Below are 17,085 nucleotides of genomic sequence, written 5' to 3'. Positions count from 1 at the left end.
GGCCGGACGTCTCAGGCAAATTTACCTGCCCGACGGCGCGTTTGCTTGCGCGCACGCCAAGGTTCGGCGCCGCATCGGAGCGAATCCACACGTTCGATCCCTACCATGACCGCATGTCTGAAGCAGCTACCGAAACCGCCAAGGCCGACTACGACTTCTCCAAGGACCCCGGCCACCACCGCTACGTCGTGCACTACGACGGCGACATCGTGGGGTTCACCACCTACCGCGAGCTCGGCGACGGCGTGCACTTCGACCACACCGTGGTCGACTCCGCCCACCAGGGCGGCGGCGTCGCGTCCAGGCTCGTGCGGTTCGCGCTCGACGATTTCGCCCAGTGGAGCCGGATGCCGATGATCCCCGACTGCTCGTACGTCGCGAAGTGGGTCGAGAACCACCCGGACTACGCGCACCTCCTCAGCGCCCGCGGCTGATTTCATCCTCCTCTCATCAAGCGTCCATACGCTCCCTCGCATGAACAAGAAGCTCCAGAACCTCGCACTCTCCTCCGTCGCGGTCCCCGCGCTGCTCGTCTCGCTCGCGGCCTGCTCGAACGGCGATCAGGGCGACCCCGCGGCATCGCAGGATGCGCCGGCGGCCGACGCGCCGCAGGACGGCGGCGGCTTCCAGAACAGCACCGAGGACGCCGCCCCGACCGAGGACGGCGCGACCGGCGAGAGCGCCGACGGGGCGGGCTCCGGCGGCGACTCGGCCGAGTACGCCACCGCGATCGCCGCGGCCGAGGAGGCCGTCGGCGCCGACGGCGTGGCCTTCTCGCTGGACCGCGACGATGACGACGACGCGCTCTTCAACATCGACGTCGCGCAGGGCACGACCGTGTACGAGATCGACGTGACCGCCTCCGGCGAGGCCCGCATCGACGAGGCCGAGGAGGACGACCTCGACGGCGACGACCAGCGCGAGCTCGAGGCCGCGCAGCTCACCATCCTCGAGGCCATCGACGCCGCGCTCGCGCACCAGCCCGGCGTGCTCGAGGAGGTCGACCTCGACACCGAGAACGGCGTCGTCGTCTGGAACGTCGACTACGAGGACCGCGGCCTCGACGACCTCAACGTCGACGCCGCCACCGGCGAGGTGACCGTCGACAACGACGACTAGCGACGACCGGCAGGGAACCGGCGCCGCCATCCGCGGCGCCGCTCCCGGAACCCGCCGATCTCCGCCGCGGCCAGCGGCCCGGAGCCCGGCGGGTTCTCCGCGTCCCGGGGCGATGAGCGCCCGCGCCCAGGACGCCGCGCCCTACGGCACCCGGTGCGTCCACTCCCGGCTCGCGAACTTCGTCTCCGCGAGCTCGCGCGCCCGCTCCAGCTCCTCGTCCTTCACCTCGCCCGGCGCGCCGCCGTGCAGCTCGACGAACTTGTCGATGAGGTGGCGGATGATCGCCGGCCGCTCCATGCCGGTCTGCGACTTGAGCGGCGAGACGCGCTTCTTGGCCGACTTCGTGCCCTTGTCGCTCATCTTCTCGCGCCCGATGCGCAGCACGCGCAGCATCCGGTCGGCGTCGATGTCGTAGGAGAGCGTCGCATGGTGCAGCAGCGCCCCCGAGCCGAGCCGCTTCTGCGCCGCGCCGCCGATCTTGCCCTTCGGCGAGGTGATGTCGTTGAGCGGCTCGTAGCTCGCGTCGATGCCGATCTCCTGCAGCGCCTCGAGCACCCACTGGTCAAGGAAGGCGTAGGACTCGGCGAAGCTCATGCCGGCCACGAGCTCGGCGGGCACGTACAGCGAGTACGTCACGACCGAGTCGGCCTCCATGAACATCGCGCCGCCGCCCGTGATGCGCCGCACGACCTGCACGCCCTCGTTCTCGGCGCCCACCGGATCGATCTCGTTCTTGAACGACTGGAACGAGCCGATGATGGCCGCATCCTCGTTCCACTCCCAGAAGCGGATCGCGGGCCCGCGCCTGCCGGCGCCGACCTCCTCGGTCAGCACCTGGTCGAGCGCCACGTGCACGCGCGGCGGCAGCGCCCCGGGGTGCAGGATCTCCCAGTCGTACTCGCGCCAGTCGCGCGCCCCGGTGATGGCCCGGCGGACCACGACGGCGATCGCCTCGGGCGAGAAGCCGAGCAGCTGCGCGTCCTCGGGGAGCGCCTCCCGAACCCGACGGACGACCTCCTCCGCGGAGGCCTGCTGCGGCAGCCCCTCGAGCCCGGCGTTGACGGCGTCGAGGGCGTCGTCGGGCTCGAGGAAGAAGTCGCCGGCGAGCCGGACGTTCGCGAGCGCCCCGTCCACCACGTCGAAATCGATGACCACGAGCTTGCCGCCGGGAACCTTGTACTCCCCGTGCAGTCCCTGCCTGTCTTGCATTGTGCGACTCCTTGTCTGTCTTCTCGGAGGTCCGTCTCGGATGATCGGGGCCGGCGGGCGATCCGGTCGGCCCGATCTCCGGGTCGATCAGCGCTCGGGCATCTCGAAGTGCCAGGCCAGCCAGTCGAGCAGGTGGCCGGTCACCTCGTCCCGGTTCAGCTCGTTGAACACCTCGTGCCGGGCCTCGGGATAGATGTGCAGCGTCACGTCCCGCATCCTCGTGACATGACGATACGCCCATGCCAGTGCGCGCGGGCCGCGAGCGCCGTAGCCGATCACGTCCTCAGCGCCGGACTGCACGAGGACGGGCACGCGCGCGGCCCTGCCGAAGCGCGGCATCGGCGGCGGGGTCAGCAGCTGCACGGCCCCGAGGGGCGTCCACACCGAGGAGTCCGCGATGTCGAAGCCGTAGAGGTCGTCGATCATCGCCTGCACCTCGGCGACGTCGCGGCTGATCCAGCTCATGCCGTGGCCGTCGCCGGCCCACTGCGCGTTGAAGTCGCCGGTGTTGATGAACCCGGGCAGCACGAGCGTGCTGCCCGTCAGCACGAGGCCGTCGAAGATCGTCGCGTCGCGGGCGAAGAGCTGCTGGGAGAGGATCGACCCCCACGAGTGCCCGAGGCCGATGAGGGGGATGCCGCGGTACCGCGCCCGCGTCCACAGGATCGTCTCGCGCAGCAGGGCCCGGGTGGCCGGCATGCCGCCCGGCCCCACGTTGCTGAGGCCGAGGAACCCGACACCGGTGCGGCCGTGGCCGAGCTGGTCGGCGGCGACCACCGCGTAGCCCCGCTCGACCAGCGCGTTCGCGAGCCGCTGGTAGCGGCGCGCGTGGTCGCCGGCGCCGTGCGCGATGTGCACGACGCCCTTGGGCGTGCGGCCGGCCGTCCACTCGTACACGTGCACGTCGACCCCGGCGATCGGCAGCACGTGCTCGACGTAGTCGACCTCGATGCCGTCGTTCGTGGTGTCCATGCCCGGCGTGTAGAACCGGTCGGCGACGCCCATCGCTACGCGCGCTCCTGCGCGGCGGCCCAGCGCGCCTCGATCGCCGCGGTGAACTCTCGCACCAGCAGGTCGATCTCCTCGCGGGTCACGACGAAGGGCGGCGCGAGGCGCAGCGTGGCGGGCTTGGCGTCCTTGGCGAGGATGCCGCGCTCGATCAGGTCCATGCACACGTCGTGCGCGGTGCCGATCGCCGGGTTGATGTCGACGCCGGCCCACAGGCCCGCGCCGCGCACCGCGGTGACGCCGCGGCCCTCGAGCGCGCGGAGCCCGTCGAAGAGCACGGGGTGCAGCTCCTGGCTGTGCCGCTGCCACCTGCCGGTGGCGAGCTCGTCGACGACGGCCTTGCCGATGGCGGCGGCGAGGGGGTTGCCGCCGAAGGTCGAGCCGTGCGTGCCCGGGGTCAGCACGCCCATCACGTCCTCGTCGCCGATGACGGCGGAGACGGGCATGATGCCGCCGCCGAGCGCCTTGGCCACGGTGATGAGGTCGGGGTCGACGCCCTCCGCCTCGAAGCGGAAGGTCGTGCCGGTGCGGCCGAAGCCGGTCTGCACCTCGTCGAGGATGAGGAGCACGTCGTGCTCCCGCGTGATCTCGCGCACGGCCTGCAGGTAGCCCTCGTCGGGGACGCTCACGCCCGCCTCGCCCTGGATGGGCTCGAGGATGACCGCCACGGTGTGCTCGTCGATCGCCGCGCGGATCGCCTCGGCGTCGTTGAACGGCACGAGCTCGAAGCCCGGTGTGAAGGGGCCGTAGTCGGCGCGCGCCTTCTCGTCGTTGCTGAGCGAGATCATCGTGGTGGTGCGGCCGTGGAAGTTGCCCTCGGCGCCGATGATCTTCGCCTTGCCCTCCTCCACGCCCTTGACGCGGTAGCCCCACTTGCGGGCGATCTTGATCGCGGTCTCGTTGGCCTCGGCGCCCGTGTTCATGGCGAGGATCATCTCCTTGCCGGCGAGCTTCGCGAGCGACTCGGCGAAGTCGCCGAAGCCCTCGACGTAGACGGCGCGGGAGGCGATCGAGATCTTCTCGGTCTGGGCTCGCAGCACCTCGAGGAAGGGCTCGTAGGCATGGCCGAAGGTCGTCGAGCTGAACGCCGACAGGCAGTCGAGGTATCGCTTGCCGTCGACATCGGTGATCCAGGCGCCCTTGGCGGATTCGACGACGAGCGGAAGCGGTGCGTAGTTGTTCGCGCTGTAGTCCCGGACCTTGCCGATCTCGGTTTGGGCGCGCTGCGATACAGATTCGGTCATACGACCAAGCCTATCGCCCGCATCCGCGCCGTTCCGGGGGACTACGCCTCGAGCCTGCCGAGCAGGCTCGCATCCGGATCCCGCACCAGCTCGTGGGGGAACAGCCGCGCGACCCGCGGGTCGGGCCGGCCGTGCCGCTCGGCGCGGATGCTGATGGTCTGCTCGCGCAGGAACGGCAGCATCTCGACCCGGCCGGCGAGCGTGACGTCGTCGGAGAACACGGAGATCTCCACGGCGTTGCTGATCGCCTCGCACACCTCGCTGCGCGAGCCGCCGATGAGCCGAAGCCGCAGCGCGTCCCGGAGCCCCTCGACGCGGAGCCGCTCGAGGAACTCCTCGTTGGTCTCGACCCGCACCCCGGCCCCGCGCAGCTCGAGCTCGGCGGCGAGGCTCGCCGGCAGCGGCCACGCGGAGGAGAGCAGGATGCGGGCGCGCGCGACGGTGGCGGCCACGAGCACCTGGCCGAGCGCATCCGCGGTGGCGTCCTCGGAGAAGCGGATGACGCAGTCCACGGGCCGGTAGCGGAACAGGTTCCGCTCGACCGGCAGGTTCGTGGCGTCCACGACCTCGCCGAACTCCTCGTTCCACGCGATCTGGCAGCTCAGCGCGGTGCGCCGCACCCGCTCGAACTCGTCGAAGGACATGCCGGGCTGGAGCGCCTCGATGAGGCGGGCCACGCGGTCCTCGAGCCCCCGCAGGTGCAGGGTGTGCGACTGCTCGTGCTCGTCGGCGCGCCACTTGCCGAGGTGCATGAGGGCGTTCGGGCCGCCCGACTTCATCTTCGTGCCGATCATCGACTGCTTCCACCCGCCCGAGGGCTGGCGCTGCACCGTGATGCCGAGCACGTCGCGGTTCACGAACAGGCTGCCCGCCTCGACCTGCTGCACCCACTGCGCGATCTCGGCGCGGTCGAGCGAGAACAGGCCCGCGCCGAGGCCGTAGTCGATGCGGTTCTGCAGCGCGACGGCCTCGTCGAGCGTGCGGACCGTGACGATGTTCACGACGGGCACCGGCGTCGCGTTGCGCAGGACGGGCGACTCCTCGGTGACGCCGGTGCGGATGCCCGGGGTCCACAGTCGGCCCGTGTCGTCGAGGCTGCGGGGCTCGACGAGCCACTTCTCCTCGCCGGTGAGCTCGGTGAGCATGGCGAGCTGCTCCCCCACCGCGCGCGCCACGAGCGGGCCGGTGTGCACGGAGTGGTCGCTCGGATAGCCGACGCGGGTCGAGGTGACGGCATCGACGAGCTGGTTGACGAAGCGCTCGGAGCGCGCGGCGGCGCCCACGAGGACGACCGTGGAGGGCCGCAGCGCGAGCTGCCCCGTCGCAGCCGTGAAGGACGCGGCGATATCGGCTGCGGCCTGGTCGTAGTCGGCCGCCGGGGTGACGACCACCGCGCTCTTGCCGCCCGAGGAGCCCACCACGGGCAGGTCGTGCCGCCAGCCGAAGAAGCGCTTGGCCGTGCCGTATGCGCCCTGCATGATCATGCGCTCCACCCGCGGGTCCACGATGAGCTGGCGGCCCAGCTGCTCCTCCGTGACGACCAGGTCGTCGCCCGAGGCGACCTGCAGCAGGTCGTCGGGGAGGTCGGTGGACCACAGCACCCGCGCGAGCACCGCCGCCGTGCGCGGCGTGCGCGGCGAGGGCTTGAGCACCACGGCGCTGCCCGCGGCGAGCGCGCCGAACACGCCCGCGGCGGTGCTCGAGACCGGGGGGATCCAGCCGGGTACGGCGAGCGAGACCTGCACCGGCTCGAAGCGCGCGCCCTGCATCCGGTCGAGCTGCCGGGCGAGGTGGGCGTCGTAGTTCGCGAGGTCGACCGCGCGGCTCACGTCCGCGTCCACCTCGGCGAACGTCAGGCCCGTCTCGTTCATCGCCACCTCGATGAGCCGCGCGCGGTTGGCCTCCACGGCCTTCGCGAGCTGCTCGAGGCGCGCCGCGCGCTCCCATCCGCTCGTCTGGCTCCACGACTCGCCGGCCGCCTGGGCGCGCTCGAGCACCTCGTCGATCTCGTCCGCGGAGCGCAGGCGGTGGCTGGCGGCCTCGTCCCGGCCCAGGTCGGAGCGCGCCGCGCGGCGCTGGACCCGCGTGGCCCACTCGCGTGTGGCGGCCACGGTGGGATCGGAGCAGGGCTCGTTGCGGAACGTGTTGCGCAGCAGCCGGCCGCGGCGCAGCCCCATCACGACCTCGGTGAGGTTCGGCGCGGCGCCCGTCTCCGCCGGGTTGAGCGGGGCCGAGTCGCCCGCGCCCGAGCGCACGACGCCCGTCTCGCGACCCTCGTCGCGGGACCGCAGCTCGCGGCCGGCCGACGCCTCGGCGTCCTCGGAGCCGTCCTGGGCCCCGCGCCGCCCGAGCACCGTGGTCGCGTCGGGGTCGAAGCCGGCGTGCCCCTTGCCGGGCTCTGGCGCCGACGCCGCGGGCTCCTCCTCGAGCAGCCCCTCGGGGAAGAGCTCGAGCGCGATCGAGGCCGTGATGCCGGGCGCCTCCTCGGGCGCGATGCGCACCTGCGAGCGGACCGGCCCGGTCGCCACGCGGTGCATCCGCGCGATGGCCTGCAGCAGCCGGTCGTCCTCGGCGTGGACCCCGTCCTGGCCGTCGCGGGCCGCCTCGCGCTGCGCCAGCCGCCGCTCGGCCCGGGTCACGCGCCCCCACAGGTACGCGCAGGCGGGCCGGTACGAGTCTTCCGGCAGCAGCGGGATGCGGATGTGCACGCGCGCGCCGAGCCGCGCGTAGCGCTCCCGGAGCCCCGCGTCGTCGCCCTCGTCGAGCACCGCCGAGACGGCGACGAAGCTCTCGCGCATCCGCGCCAGATGGACGGCGAAGGCGATGTCCATGGGCTCGGCGCCCGAGAGCTCGAGCTCGAGCACCCCGCGGTGCTCCGGCGCGAGCACCGCGTCGATCACCTGCATCATGTTCGCGTCCACGTCCCCCTCGTCGAGGTAGGTCGCGACCTTCCAGCCGTGGCGCACCGCGTCGGCGCGCTCCGACTCCCGGTCCGCGAGGCGGTACAGGCCGATGCGCACCGGCGCCCCGCCGTCCTCGCGGCGCAGATGCGCGCGGCCCGCGAGGCGGCGCAGCAGCGTGCTCGACTCGGGCAGGTCCACGGGCGCGCTGATGCCCAGCCGCGCGTGGCCGAGGCCGTCGTCGCCCATGACCCGGCTGATGGTCTCGACGGTCTGCTCGAGGTCCCGCGACCCCTCCGCGCGCAGCACGAGCAGCGTGGGGTGCGGGGAGTTCGCGGCCTCCTGCAGCAGGGCCGCGAAGCGCATCGCCGCGTGCTCGACGGTGCCCTCGAAATCCCATTCGCTGGGCCGGGGCTCGAGATCGCCCCAGGCGATCTCGATCTCGGGGACGTCCTCGCGGTGCAGCAGCTCGCGCACACGCTCGAAGAGGGCGTCCGCGCCCGCATCTCCGAGGATGGGGTCGGTGAGCGGCAGCACGCGCGGGATGGCGTGCTGCTCGGCGGCGGCGCCCAGGTCCCGCTCGAGCTCGCGCGCCCCGGTCACCTCCTTGCCGAAGAAGGCCCGCGCGGCGCGGCGCACGGCCGGCACCGCGATGAAGGGGATCCCCGGGCCCGCGAAGGCCCCGAGCCGGAACAGTCGACGCGAGTGCGGCGTGAGGGTCTCGGGAATCTCGTCCTTGAGATCGCTGAGGCCGAACCCGGAGGCGAGCAGGTCGTCGGGCCGCAGCACCTCGTCGACCAGCCCCCGGAGGAAGTCGGCGCCGCCGGCGGCGCGGAGGGCGCGCACGAAGTCGTCGGCCGGGTCGAGCCGGTCGCGCCTGCGGGGGCTGCCCGCCTGCTCCTGCGCCGCGAGCACCCGCTGCCGGGCCTCGTGCTCGGCGGCGCGCCATTCGGCGAGCGATTGCAGCGTGGGGGCCACGGCCTCGTCGGCGTCGACGCTGGGAGCGGAGTGGCTCGGCAGCGGCTCGGGGCGCAGCACGGCGGGCTGCCGGCTCTCCCGCGGCTCGGAGTTCTGCGGGATGAGCGCGGGCAGCGGCGGCATGTCCGACGGCTGCTGCTGCGGCCGCGGCGTCGCATCCCAGTGCTCCGCGCCGGATGCCGCGGCGCCCGGTCCCGGCTCATCGGCCTCGGGCGCTCGGGACGGCGAGTCCGGGCCGGGCTGCTCGGGCGTCCGCGGGGGCTCCTGCTCCCGCGGCCCGGGATCCTCGGCCTGCTTCTTCTCGAGGATCTCGCGCACGAGGTCGGCGCGCTCCACGCGCCGCACGCGCACCTGCTCGATGTCGCCACGCGCGGTCTCCCGCGCCTCGTGGCGACCTCGTTCCTGGGACGAACCGCGTTCGCCCGTCCCGTCCTCGCCAAAAGGGGTTGCCATGAATCGAGACTAACCATCAGAACCGAGCGCGACCCGCGACACTCTGTCGGGGCGCAGACTCGCCCGCCCGGGCGCCCGGCCGGGCGTTACATGTCGCGCAGATCGCGGAGGTCGCGCAGATCGATCACGCCGGTGTCCGACCTCGCCTCGTCGATGGCCGGCACGTCGGCCTCGTTGATCTCGCCGTCCTCGGCGCCGTCCCGCTCGGCCTCGTCCTGCATCGCCGCGAGCGTGCTGAGGTCGATCATCGTGGTCTCCTCGAGCACCTCCCCGCCCGCGACCCAGGCGAGACCGTCGAGCAGCGAGCCGACCGAGCGCTGCTTCGCCACCACGTCCACCCGCAGGCCGAGGGCGCGCGCGTCCTTCGCCGTGCGGGGGCCGATCGCGCCGAGCAGGATGCCCTCGGGGATGGGGTCGAACTGGCGCACGAGCTGCTCGGCCACCGACCCGCTCGTCACGAGCACGGCGCGGATGCGCTCGTTGCGCATGTCGTACTGGATGGATTCGGGGGCGGGGACGCCCATCGAGCGGTACGCGATGACGGAGTCCACGCGGTGGCCCCTGCGGCCCAGCCCGCGGGCGAAGTCGGGCAGCGACGCCTCGGAGTGCAGCCACAGCACCTTGATCTTGGGCTTGCGGCGCTGCGCCTCGGGCCACTCGACGAGCAGGCCCTTCGCGGAGTTGTCGTGGGTTGGCACGAAGTCGACGCGGTATCCGGCGTCCATGAGCGCCGAGGAGGTCGTCTCGCCGGAGGACGCGATCATCGTCTCGTCCGGGACGCGCACGCCCATCGAGTGCATCACGTCCACCGTCGTCGCGCTCGTCACCGCGAGCCAGTCGTACTCGCCGCCCTGCAGCCGGCGCAGGGCCTCCTCGAGCGCGGAGACGTCATGCGGGGCCGGACTGGCGAAGTTGATGAGCGGCGCAGTGATGGGGAACGCGCCCCGGGCGCGCACCACCTCGGCGGCCGCCGCGCCGAACATCCCCCCGCGGGGCACGAGAACCTTCCACCCCTTGAGTGGCTTTTCTGAAGCCATCACCGCTCCCGATCCCAAGAACTCCGCGACCCGGTCGTCGAACCGAAGGTCGGCACACGAATACCGCCCCGGAGCACGCCGCGCGGATCGCTCCTCGATCCCCGCGACGCGGCTCCGGGACCGAGGCTAGCGACGGCGCCGCGCGAGCCCGACGACGCCCGCGATGATGCCGCCGATCACCGCGACCGCGCCGGCCGCGACGCCGGCGACGACCACGGGCGACTCATCGAAGGCCTTGCGCAGCTGCGCCTTGCGATCGCCCACCCACTCGCCGACCCGCGCCGGCACGTCGAGCTTGTACTCGAGGGCATCCAGCGTCTCCGCGAGCTCTCGCCGGGTGTGCTCGATATCGGCCTTGAGCTCGCCGGAGCTGCGCTTCGGCTGCTCCTTCGCTTCCTCACTCATACTTTCCGAGTCCCTTCACTGCGTTGAAATCCTGCTTGACCGAGGCGATCGTCTCGGTCGGCACCACGCCCTTCATCCGCTTGAAGGACGAGATCGCGATGAGTGCGGCGATGATCATGACGAGCAGCAGCGCACCGGCGACGATCAGCGCCGACAGCCACGGCGCGAACACCGTGTTGAGCCCGAGGATCGCCGCCGTGATCAGCACCGCCCAGAGCGTGACGGCGAAGAAGGCCACCAGCGCGAACAGCCCCGCGCCGATGCCACCGAGCTTCGCCTTCGCGCCGAGCTCGCCCTTCGCGCGCTCGATCTCGTCCTTCGCGAGCTGCGAGGCGAGCCGGGGCACGCTGCTGACGAGCTTGCCCACCGACTGCCTGGATTTCGGGTTGAACTTGCCGAGGCGCGCGGGCTCCTCCGCATTCGGGAACGCGCCCCGCGCCGGCTCATGGTCCGTGGTTCCGCGCGAACCCTTGTCGTAATCGCTCATCGCGTGACTCTCCTTCTCTCCCCGGTAGAGGCTACCGCTGAGCGGGGTTGTCCACGGTCCCGGTCGGGGCCTGCCTCGGCCCGCCGAGCACCTTGCCCACGAGATTCGACGCCACCTTGCCGATGGCGTGGAACGTGGACTCGACCGCCTTCGGGACGTAGCGGTCCACGGCGCCGCGCACCTTCACCACCTGCTTCTGCACGGGCTTGGAGTCCCAGGCCTTCTGCGCGGCCCCGGCGATCTGGTCGTAGCGCTCCCGGCCGGCGCGCGCGCCGAGCACATAGCCGGCGAGCAGCCCGGCGACGAGCGAGAGCTTTGTCGAGGTCTTCATCGGATTTCCCCTCCCGGCGCCGAAGCGCCATCAATGTACAAGCCAAGGCTAGCCGCCCGGCGGTCACAGCTACCAGATAGTCACGCGCTCCTCGGGCGGGAGCCACAGCGCATCCTGCTCCTCCACCCCGAACGTGCCGTAGAACACGTCGATGTTGCGGACGATCTGGTTGCAGCGAAACTCGGCGGGCGAGTGCGGGTCGACCGCGAGCAGCATCTTCATGTACTCCGGGCGACGCTTCTCGCGCCAGGCCTGCGCCCACGAGAGGAAGAAGCGCTCCGCGCCGGTGAGCCCGTCGATGACGGGCGCCTCGGCGCCGTCGAGGTGGCGCTGATAGGCCTTCCACGCGATGCCCAGCCCGCCGAGGTCGCCGATGTTCTCGCCGATCGTGAACTCGCCGTTGACCTTGTCGGTCTCCTCGAGCCCCGTGGGCGTGAGCGCCGAGTACTGGCCGATGAGCGAGGCCGTGTGGCGCTCGAAGGCCTCGCGGTCCTCCTCGGTCCACCAGTTCTCGAGCCGCCCGTCGCCGTCGTACTTGGACCCCTGGTCGTCGAAGCCGTGGCCGATCTCGTGACCGATCACGGCGCCGATCGCGCCGTAGTTGGCGGCCGCATCGCGCGCCACGTCGAAGAACGGGTACTGCAGGATCGCGGCCGGGAAGACGATCTCGTTCTGCGGCGGCATGTAGTACGCGTTGACCGTCTGCGGGGTCATGAGCCACAGCTCGCGGTCGACCGGGTTGCCGACCTTCGAGTACTCCCAGTCCTGCTGGAACACGGCCGCCCGCCGCACGTTGCCCACGAGGTCGCGGGGCGAGATGTGCAGCTCGGAGTAGTCGCGCCACTTCGGCGGGTAGCCAATCTTCGGCGTGAACTTCGCGAGCTTCTCGAGCGCGCGCTCGCGCGTGGCCGGGCTCATCCACTCGAGCCGCTCGATCGAATCGCGGTAGGCCGCGAGCAGGTCGGCGACGAGATCGTCCATCGCGGCCTTCGACTCCGGCTTGAAGTGCCGGGCCACGTAGACCTCGCCGATGGCCTCGCCCAGCAGCGACTCCGCGTGGCCCACGCCGCGCTTCCAACGGTCGCGCTGCTCGGGCACGCCCTGCAGGGTCGTGCCGAAGAACTCGAAGTTCGCCGCGCCGATCTCGGGGCTGAGCACCGAGGCGTGGGCGAGCACGATGCGCCAGATGAGCCAGTCGCGCCACTGCTCAAGGCGCTCCTCGACGAGCAGGCCCGCGACGCCGTCGGCGAAGCTGGGCTGGCAGAGCACGAAGCGGTCGAAGGTGCCCTCGGGCGCCTGCAGCTCCTGCATCCAGCCGCGCATGTCGAGGCCCTCGAAGCGCGCGAGGAACTCCTCGAGCGTCGTCGGGTTGTAGATGAGGTCCGCCTCGCGCGTCTTCACGACGTCCCAGTGGTGCGAGGCGATCGCGGTCTCGAGGGCGAAGACCCGCTCGGCGCGCTCCTGCGCCTTGGGCACCTCGGCGAGCCCGAGCATCCGGGCGATGTGCGCGCGGTAGGCCTCGCGGATCGGCTCGTACTGCTCCTCGCGGTAGTAGGACTCGTCCGGCAGCCCGAGGCCGGACTGCTCGAAGTAGAGCGCGTTGACGCCCGGGTCGCCCAGGTCGCCGAAGACGTCCTGCCCGAAGAAGCCGCCGACGCCGCGGCGCTCCTGCCGGCCCAGGACCCAGAGGAACTCCTCGATCGACGAGACCACGAGCGCCTGCATGACGTCCTGCGAGATCGGGTCGGCGCCGAGGCGCGCGAGGGTCTCCTCGTCCATGAACGCGGCGTAGGCATCCGCCGCCTTGCGGATGCCGGAGCCCTCCTCGGCCTCCTTCGACTCCTCCAGGATGGCGCGGACCGCCTCCTCCGACTCGTCGCCCAGCCGGTGGAAGGACCCGTAGGAGGCCTTGTCGGCAGGGATCTCGGTCTCGGCGATCCACCGGCCGTTGACATGCCGGAAGAGGTCGTCCTGCGGGCGCACGCCCTCGTCGAATGACTCGATGTCGATGCCGGAACGGAGAGGAACGCTGTTGGTCGTCATGTGACCAGGGTACTCACGCCCGAACGGCCGTCCGGCCGTTTCCTGGGAGCCCGCGTTTGCTGGAACAATGGGCGGGTGACGGCTCCCACCTCGACCTCCAAGCGCATCCTCGCCCTCGCGGTCCCCGCGCTCGGCGCGCTCGTGGCCCAGCCGCTGTTCGTCATGACCGACACCGCGATGGTCGGCCATCTCGGGGAGTCCGTGCTGGCGGGCCTCTCGATCGGCGCCACCGTGGTGACCACCCTCGTGGGGCTGATGGTGTTCCTCGCCTACACCACCACGCCGCTCGTCGCCCGGCGCCTCGGCGCGGGCGATCTGCCCGGCGCCGTTCGCGCGGGCATCGACGGCATGTGGCTCGGCCTCGGCTGCGGCATCGCGCTGCTCCTGCTGGGGCTCGCCATCGCACCCTCGGTGGTGAACGCGTTCACGGAGGATCCATTCGTGCGCGAGGCGGCGATGAGCTACCTCACGGTCTCGCTGTGGGGGCTGCCCGGCATGCTCCTCGTCATCGCCGGCACCGGGCTGCTGCGCGGCCTGCAGGACACGAAGACTCCGCTCGTCGTCGCGGTGGGCGGGGCGATCGTCAACGCCGGGCTCAACGCGCTGCTCATCTACGGGGCGCAGCTGGGCATCGCGGGCTCGGCGCTCGGCACCGCGATCGCCGAGACGCTCATGGCCGTGGTCTACGTGCTCGTGGCGATGCAGGCGGCGCGCGACAACGGGGTGTCCATCGGCCCCGGCATCGGCAAGCCGCGCGAGGCCCTCACCGCCTCCTCGCTCATGATCCTGCGCACCGTGACCCTGCGCATCGCGCTGCTGCTGCTCACGTGGGCGGGCGCGCAGCTCGGCGTCTCGGAGCTCGCGGCGCTGCAGGTCACGTACACCGTCTACAACGTGCTCGTGTTCACGCTGGATGCGCTGGCGATCGCCGCGCAGGCGATCATCGGCCACGACCTGGGCGCCGGCGACGGCAGCGCCGTGAAGCGGCTCGTACGCATCCTCGTGTGGTGGGGCATCGGCCTCGGCGTGCTCCTGCTGCTGCTCACCGCGGCCCTCTCCCCCGTGCTCGGCCATCTCTTCGTCACCGACTACGCCGTGCTCGACCTGCTGCCCGGCGCGCTGCTCGTGATGGCGCTGTTCCTGCCGATCGGCGGCGTGGTGTTCGTGCTCGACGGCGTGCTCATCGGCGCCGGGGATGTGAAGTACCTCGCCGTCGCCGGCGTCGTCACCCTCGCGGTCTTCGCCGCGGCGGTCTTCGCGCTGCTCGGCGCCGACCCGGGCGGCCAGGCGGGCGTGAACCTGCTGTGGGCCGCGTTCGGACTGTTCCTCGCGGCGCGCGCGGCCACGCTCGTCCTGCGCGTCGTCGGCGACCGCTGGATCGTGCTCGGCGCGGCGAGGTAGGCGCTGCGCCGGGGCCGCCGGCTCGACTACGATTGCACGGATGCGCCTCGTCATTGCCCGCTGCTCGGTCGACTACGTCGGCCGGCTCACCTCGCACCTGCCCGAAGCCACGCGCCTGCTCATCCACAAGGCCGACGGCTCCCTGCTCATCCACAGCGACGGCGGCTCCTACAAGCCGCTCAACTGGATGAGCCCGCCCGCCGTGCTCAGCATGGCGGAGCTGAGCGAGGAGCAGCAGCTCGCCGGGGTCATCGAGTGCTGGGAGGTCGTGCACCGCAAGTCCGGCGACCGGCTGCGCGTGAACATCTACGAGTGGATCTCGGACGAGCGCTTCGAGCTCGGCACCGACCCGGGGCTCACCAAGGACGGCGTCGAATCGCATCTGCAGGAGCTGCTGGCCGCGCAGATCGAGCGCCTCGGCGACGGCCACACGCTCGTGCGCCGCGAGTACATGACCGCGATCGGGCCCGTCGACATCCTCGCGCGCGACGAATCCGGTCGCGCCGTGGCCGTCGAGATCAAGCGCCGCGGCGAGATCGACGGCGTCGAGCAGCTCACCCGCTACCTGGAGCTCATGAACCGCGACCCGCTGCTCGCACCCGTGCAGGGCGTCTTCGCCGCCCAGGAGATCCGGCCGCAGGCGCGCACCCTCGCCGAGGATCGCGGCATCCGCTGCGTCGTGCTCGACTACGAGGAGATGCGCGGCGACGAGTCGGGCCACCTGCGGCTGTTCTGAGCGGGCCGGGGCACCGGTCTGTGTCTTCCGGGGGCAGGCCTTTGCCCCGCCGCCGGCCTGCACCTCCGAGCCGCCGACCTGCGTTTTCGGGACGCATAGCCGGCCCGAGGCGGATACGTCGACGGCGAGGCCATGCACCCCCATCCGGTTACTTGACCACACCCACCAGATGACGCCTCCGGGACGCATAGCCAGCCCGAAGCGAATACCTCCACGGCGAAGCCACACATCCCAATCCGATCCGACGACCCCCAGACAGCGCCTTCGGGGCACATAGCCGGCCGGAGACGAATACGTCGACAGCGGGGCCATGCGCCCCATCCGGCTCGACCAAACCCACCAGATGACGCCTCCGGGACGCATAGCCGGCCCGAGACGGATACGTCGACGGCGGGGCCATACGTCCCGATCCGGCCGCACGACCGAGTCCCGGCTCCGCGAAGCCCCGCCGGGGCATCGAGTGCTCGCCGGGACTCCGGGAGCCGCCAAGCCCCGCTCTGGACGCCGGCGCCACTCCGCGCGCCGCGCCGGAAGCCGCGCCGGACGCCGCGCCGGGAGCGGCTACCCGTCCTCGGCATCGTCCTCGGGGGCCGCTCGCGACAGGCCCGCGGCGATGAAGAGGCTCGCCCCGGTCGCGATGAACACCGCCGCCGCGCCGGACACCACCGAGAGGCCGGCCACCGCGAGGGGGATGGCGGTCTGGCCCGCGCGGTTGCCCACCAGGCGCATCGACGCGCCGACCCCGCGGATCTCGCGCGGCGTCACGAGCGTCATCCACGACATCGTGAGCGGCTGCACGGCCCCCGCCGCGAAGCCGTAGACCGCGCACGCGAGCAGCAGCGCCCAGACCGGCACGGGCGCGGCGCACGCGATCATCGCCAGCGCGGCTCCCGCAGTCGCCCAGATGAGCACCCGGCGGCGCCCGAGTCTCGAGGTGAGCAGGCCGAGCAGCAGCCGAGACCCCATCGTGGCCAGCCCCCTCACGGTGAGGAGCACCGCGAGCACGGCCGGCGCCAGCATCCGCTCCTGCGCCAGCAGGGGCAGATAGACCAGCAGGATGTCCAGAGACGTGAGCGTGAGGCTGCTCGCGATGAGCGCCTGCGGCACGCCCCGCCTCCGCAGCAGCCGCCACGCCTCCGGCAGCATCCGCTCCGCCGGCGCGGGCGAGCCGCCGCGCTCGAGCGTCGGCCTGACCGCGAAGGACAGCCCGAAGCACGCCGCCGCGACGCAGAGGCAGGCGATCATCACCGGCGCCAGCTCGGGCGAATCCTGCCGCCCCGGTTGCATGAGCAGCAGCGGGCCAAGCATCTGACCCGAGGAGGTGGCGAAGGTGTAGAGGCCGAAGACGTTGTCGAGCCGGCCCCTCCCCGCATCCCGCATCACCCAGGTCTGCTCGCCCACCACCGAGAACAGCACGCCGAGTCCGAGCAGGGCGGTGGCCAGCACCAGGCCCCAGATCGCGCCGCCCGCGAAGAGCGCGAGCAGGCAGGCGGCGAGGAACGAGAGCCCGCCCATCACGAGCGGCACGCGCTCGCCGAGCCGGTCCGCGAGCCGCCCGGCGGGGACGGCGAGGATGAGCGGGGGCACCGCGAAGGCCGCCGTGGCCACGCCGATCCATCCGCCGCCCCCGCCGATCTCGAGCAGGCCGTAGGAGATCGCGGGGCGCATCGCATAGCTGATGATCTGCACCGTCACGGCGTGGACGAGCAGCAGGACGAGTCGCACCGTCCGATC

Annotated in this window: 14 protein-coding genes; 4 read left to right on the top strand and 10 right to left on the bottom strand. The window is 72.0% G+C overall.

Annotated elements, in window-relative coordinates:
• Positions 1 to 113 precede the first annotated feature (113 nt).
• Positions 114 to 434, top strand: a complete 321-nt coding sequence (locus FM112_RS16770) for a GNAT family N-acetyltransferase (RefSeq protein WP_176386655.1) — start codon at positions 114 to 116, stop codon at positions 432 to 434.
• Between the two features lie 40 nt (positions 435 to 474).
• Entirely contained in the window at positions 475 to 1,119 is a 645-nt protein-coding gene (locus FM112_RS03840; RefSeq protein ID WP_087003737.1) for a PepSY domain-containing protein, read from the top strand.
• A gap of 141 nt (positions 1,120 to 1,260) precedes the next feature.
• Here FM112_RS03840 and FM112_RS03835 read toward each other — a convergent pair whose 3' ends face one another.
• The 9 genes from FM112_RS03835 to FM112_RS03795 form a co-directional block, all read right to left on the bottom strand.
• Positions 1,261 to 2,310 (bottom strand): biotin/lipoate A/B protein ligase family protein, encoded by a 1,050-nt coding sequence (locus FM112_RS03835; protein WP_087004102.1) that lies wholly within the window; start codon positions 2,308 to 2,310, stop codon positions 1,261 to 1,263.
• A 105-nt stretch (positions 2,311 to 2,415) separates the two neighbouring features.
• Positions 2,416 to 3,333 (bottom strand): alpha/beta fold hydrolase, encoded by a 918-nt coding sequence (locus tag FM112_RS03830; RefSeq protein ID WP_087003733.1) that lies wholly within the window; start codon positions 3,331 to 3,333, stop codon positions 2,416 to 2,418.
• Between the two features lie 2 nt (positions 3,334 to 3,335).
• The gene (gene rocD / locus FM112_RS03825) at positions 3,336 to 4,580 is read right to left on the bottom strand and encodes an ornithine--oxo-acid transaminase (protein ID WP_087003730.1); all 1,245 of its coding nucleotides are present in this window, start codon (positions 4,578 to 4,580) and stop codon (positions 3,336 to 3,338) included.
• A 41-nt stretch (positions 4,581 to 4,621) separates the two neighbouring features.
• Positions 4,622 to 8,911 (bottom strand): aldehyde dehydrogenase family protein, encoded by a 4,290-nt coding sequence (locus FM112_RS03820; protein WP_087003727.1) that lies wholly within the window; start codon positions 8,909 to 8,911, stop codon positions 4,622 to 4,624.
• Positions 8,912 to 8,997: 86 nt separating this feature from the next.
• Positions 8,998 to 9,948: a uroporphyrinogen-III synthase gene (locus FM112_RS03815; RefSeq protein ID WP_087003726.1), complete on the bottom strand. Its 951-nt coding sequence runs from the start codon at positions 9,946 to 9,948 to the stop codon at positions 8,998 to 9,000.
• 126 nt (positions 9,949 to 10,074) lie between these two features.
• Positions 10,075 to 10,353 (bottom strand): DUF3618 domain-containing protein, encoded by a 279-nt coding sequence (locus FM112_RS03810; RefSeq protein WP_087003723.1) that lies wholly within the window; start codon positions 10,351 to 10,353, stop codon positions 10,075 to 10,077.
• A complete protein-coding gene (locus FM112_RS03805) occupies positions 10,346 to 10,840 on the bottom strand; it encodes a phage holin family protein (RefSeq protein WP_087003720.1) in 495 nt (164 codons plus the stop codon). The genes FM112_RS03810 and FM112_RS03805 overlap by 8 nt, the downstream gene beginning before the upstream one ends.
• A gap of 31 nt (positions 10,841 to 10,871) precedes the next feature.
• Positions 10,872 to 11,171, bottom strand: coding sequence for a hypothetical protein (locus tag FM112_RS03800; RefSeq protein WP_087003717.1), 300 nt, complete (start codon positions 11,169 to 11,171; stop codon positions 10,872 to 10,874).
• Positions 11,172 to 11,240: 69 nt separating this feature from the next.
• Positions 11,241 to 13,214, bottom strand: a complete 1,974-nt coding sequence (locus tag FM112_RS03795) for a M13 family metallopeptidase (protein WP_087003714.1) — start codon at positions 13,212 to 13,214, stop codon at positions 11,241 to 11,243.
• A gap of 75 nt (positions 13,215 to 13,289) precedes the next feature.
• Here FM112_RS03795 and FM112_RS03790 point away from each other — a divergent pair, with 75 nt between their 5' ends.
• Together FM112_RS03790 and nucS are read left to right on the top strand one after the other, a co-directional pair.
• On the top strand, positions 13,290 to 14,615 hold the full coding sequence (locus FM112_RS03790) for an MATE family efflux transporter (protein ID WP_254910360.1): 1,326 nt from the start codon (positions 13,290 to 13,292) through the stop codon (positions 14,613 to 14,615).
• Positions 14,616 to 14,655: 40 nt separating this feature from the next.
• Entirely contained in the window at positions 14,656 to 15,351 is a 696-nt protein-coding gene (gene nucS, locus FM112_RS03785; RefSeq protein ID WP_087003711.1) for an endonuclease NucS, read from the top strand.
• A gap of 561 nt (positions 15,352 to 15,912) precedes the next feature.
• Here nucS and FM112_RS03780 read toward each other — a convergent pair.
• On the bottom strand, positions 15,913 to 17,076 hold the full coding sequence (locus FM112_RS03780) for an MFS transporter (protein ID WP_140400562.1): 1,164 nt from the start codon (positions 17,074 to 17,076) through the stop codon (positions 15,913 to 15,915).
• Positions 17,077 to 17,085 lie beyond the last annotated feature (9 nt).

Origin of the sequence: Gulosibacter sp. 10, assembly GCF_900163695.1 — a bacterium.
GTDB lineage: Bacteria > Actinomycetota > Actinomycetes > Actinomycetales > Microbacteriaceae > Gulosibacter.
The sequence above is the reverse complement of the archived record's forward strand: the minus strand, read 5'-3'. Positions and strand labels throughout refer to the sequence as shown.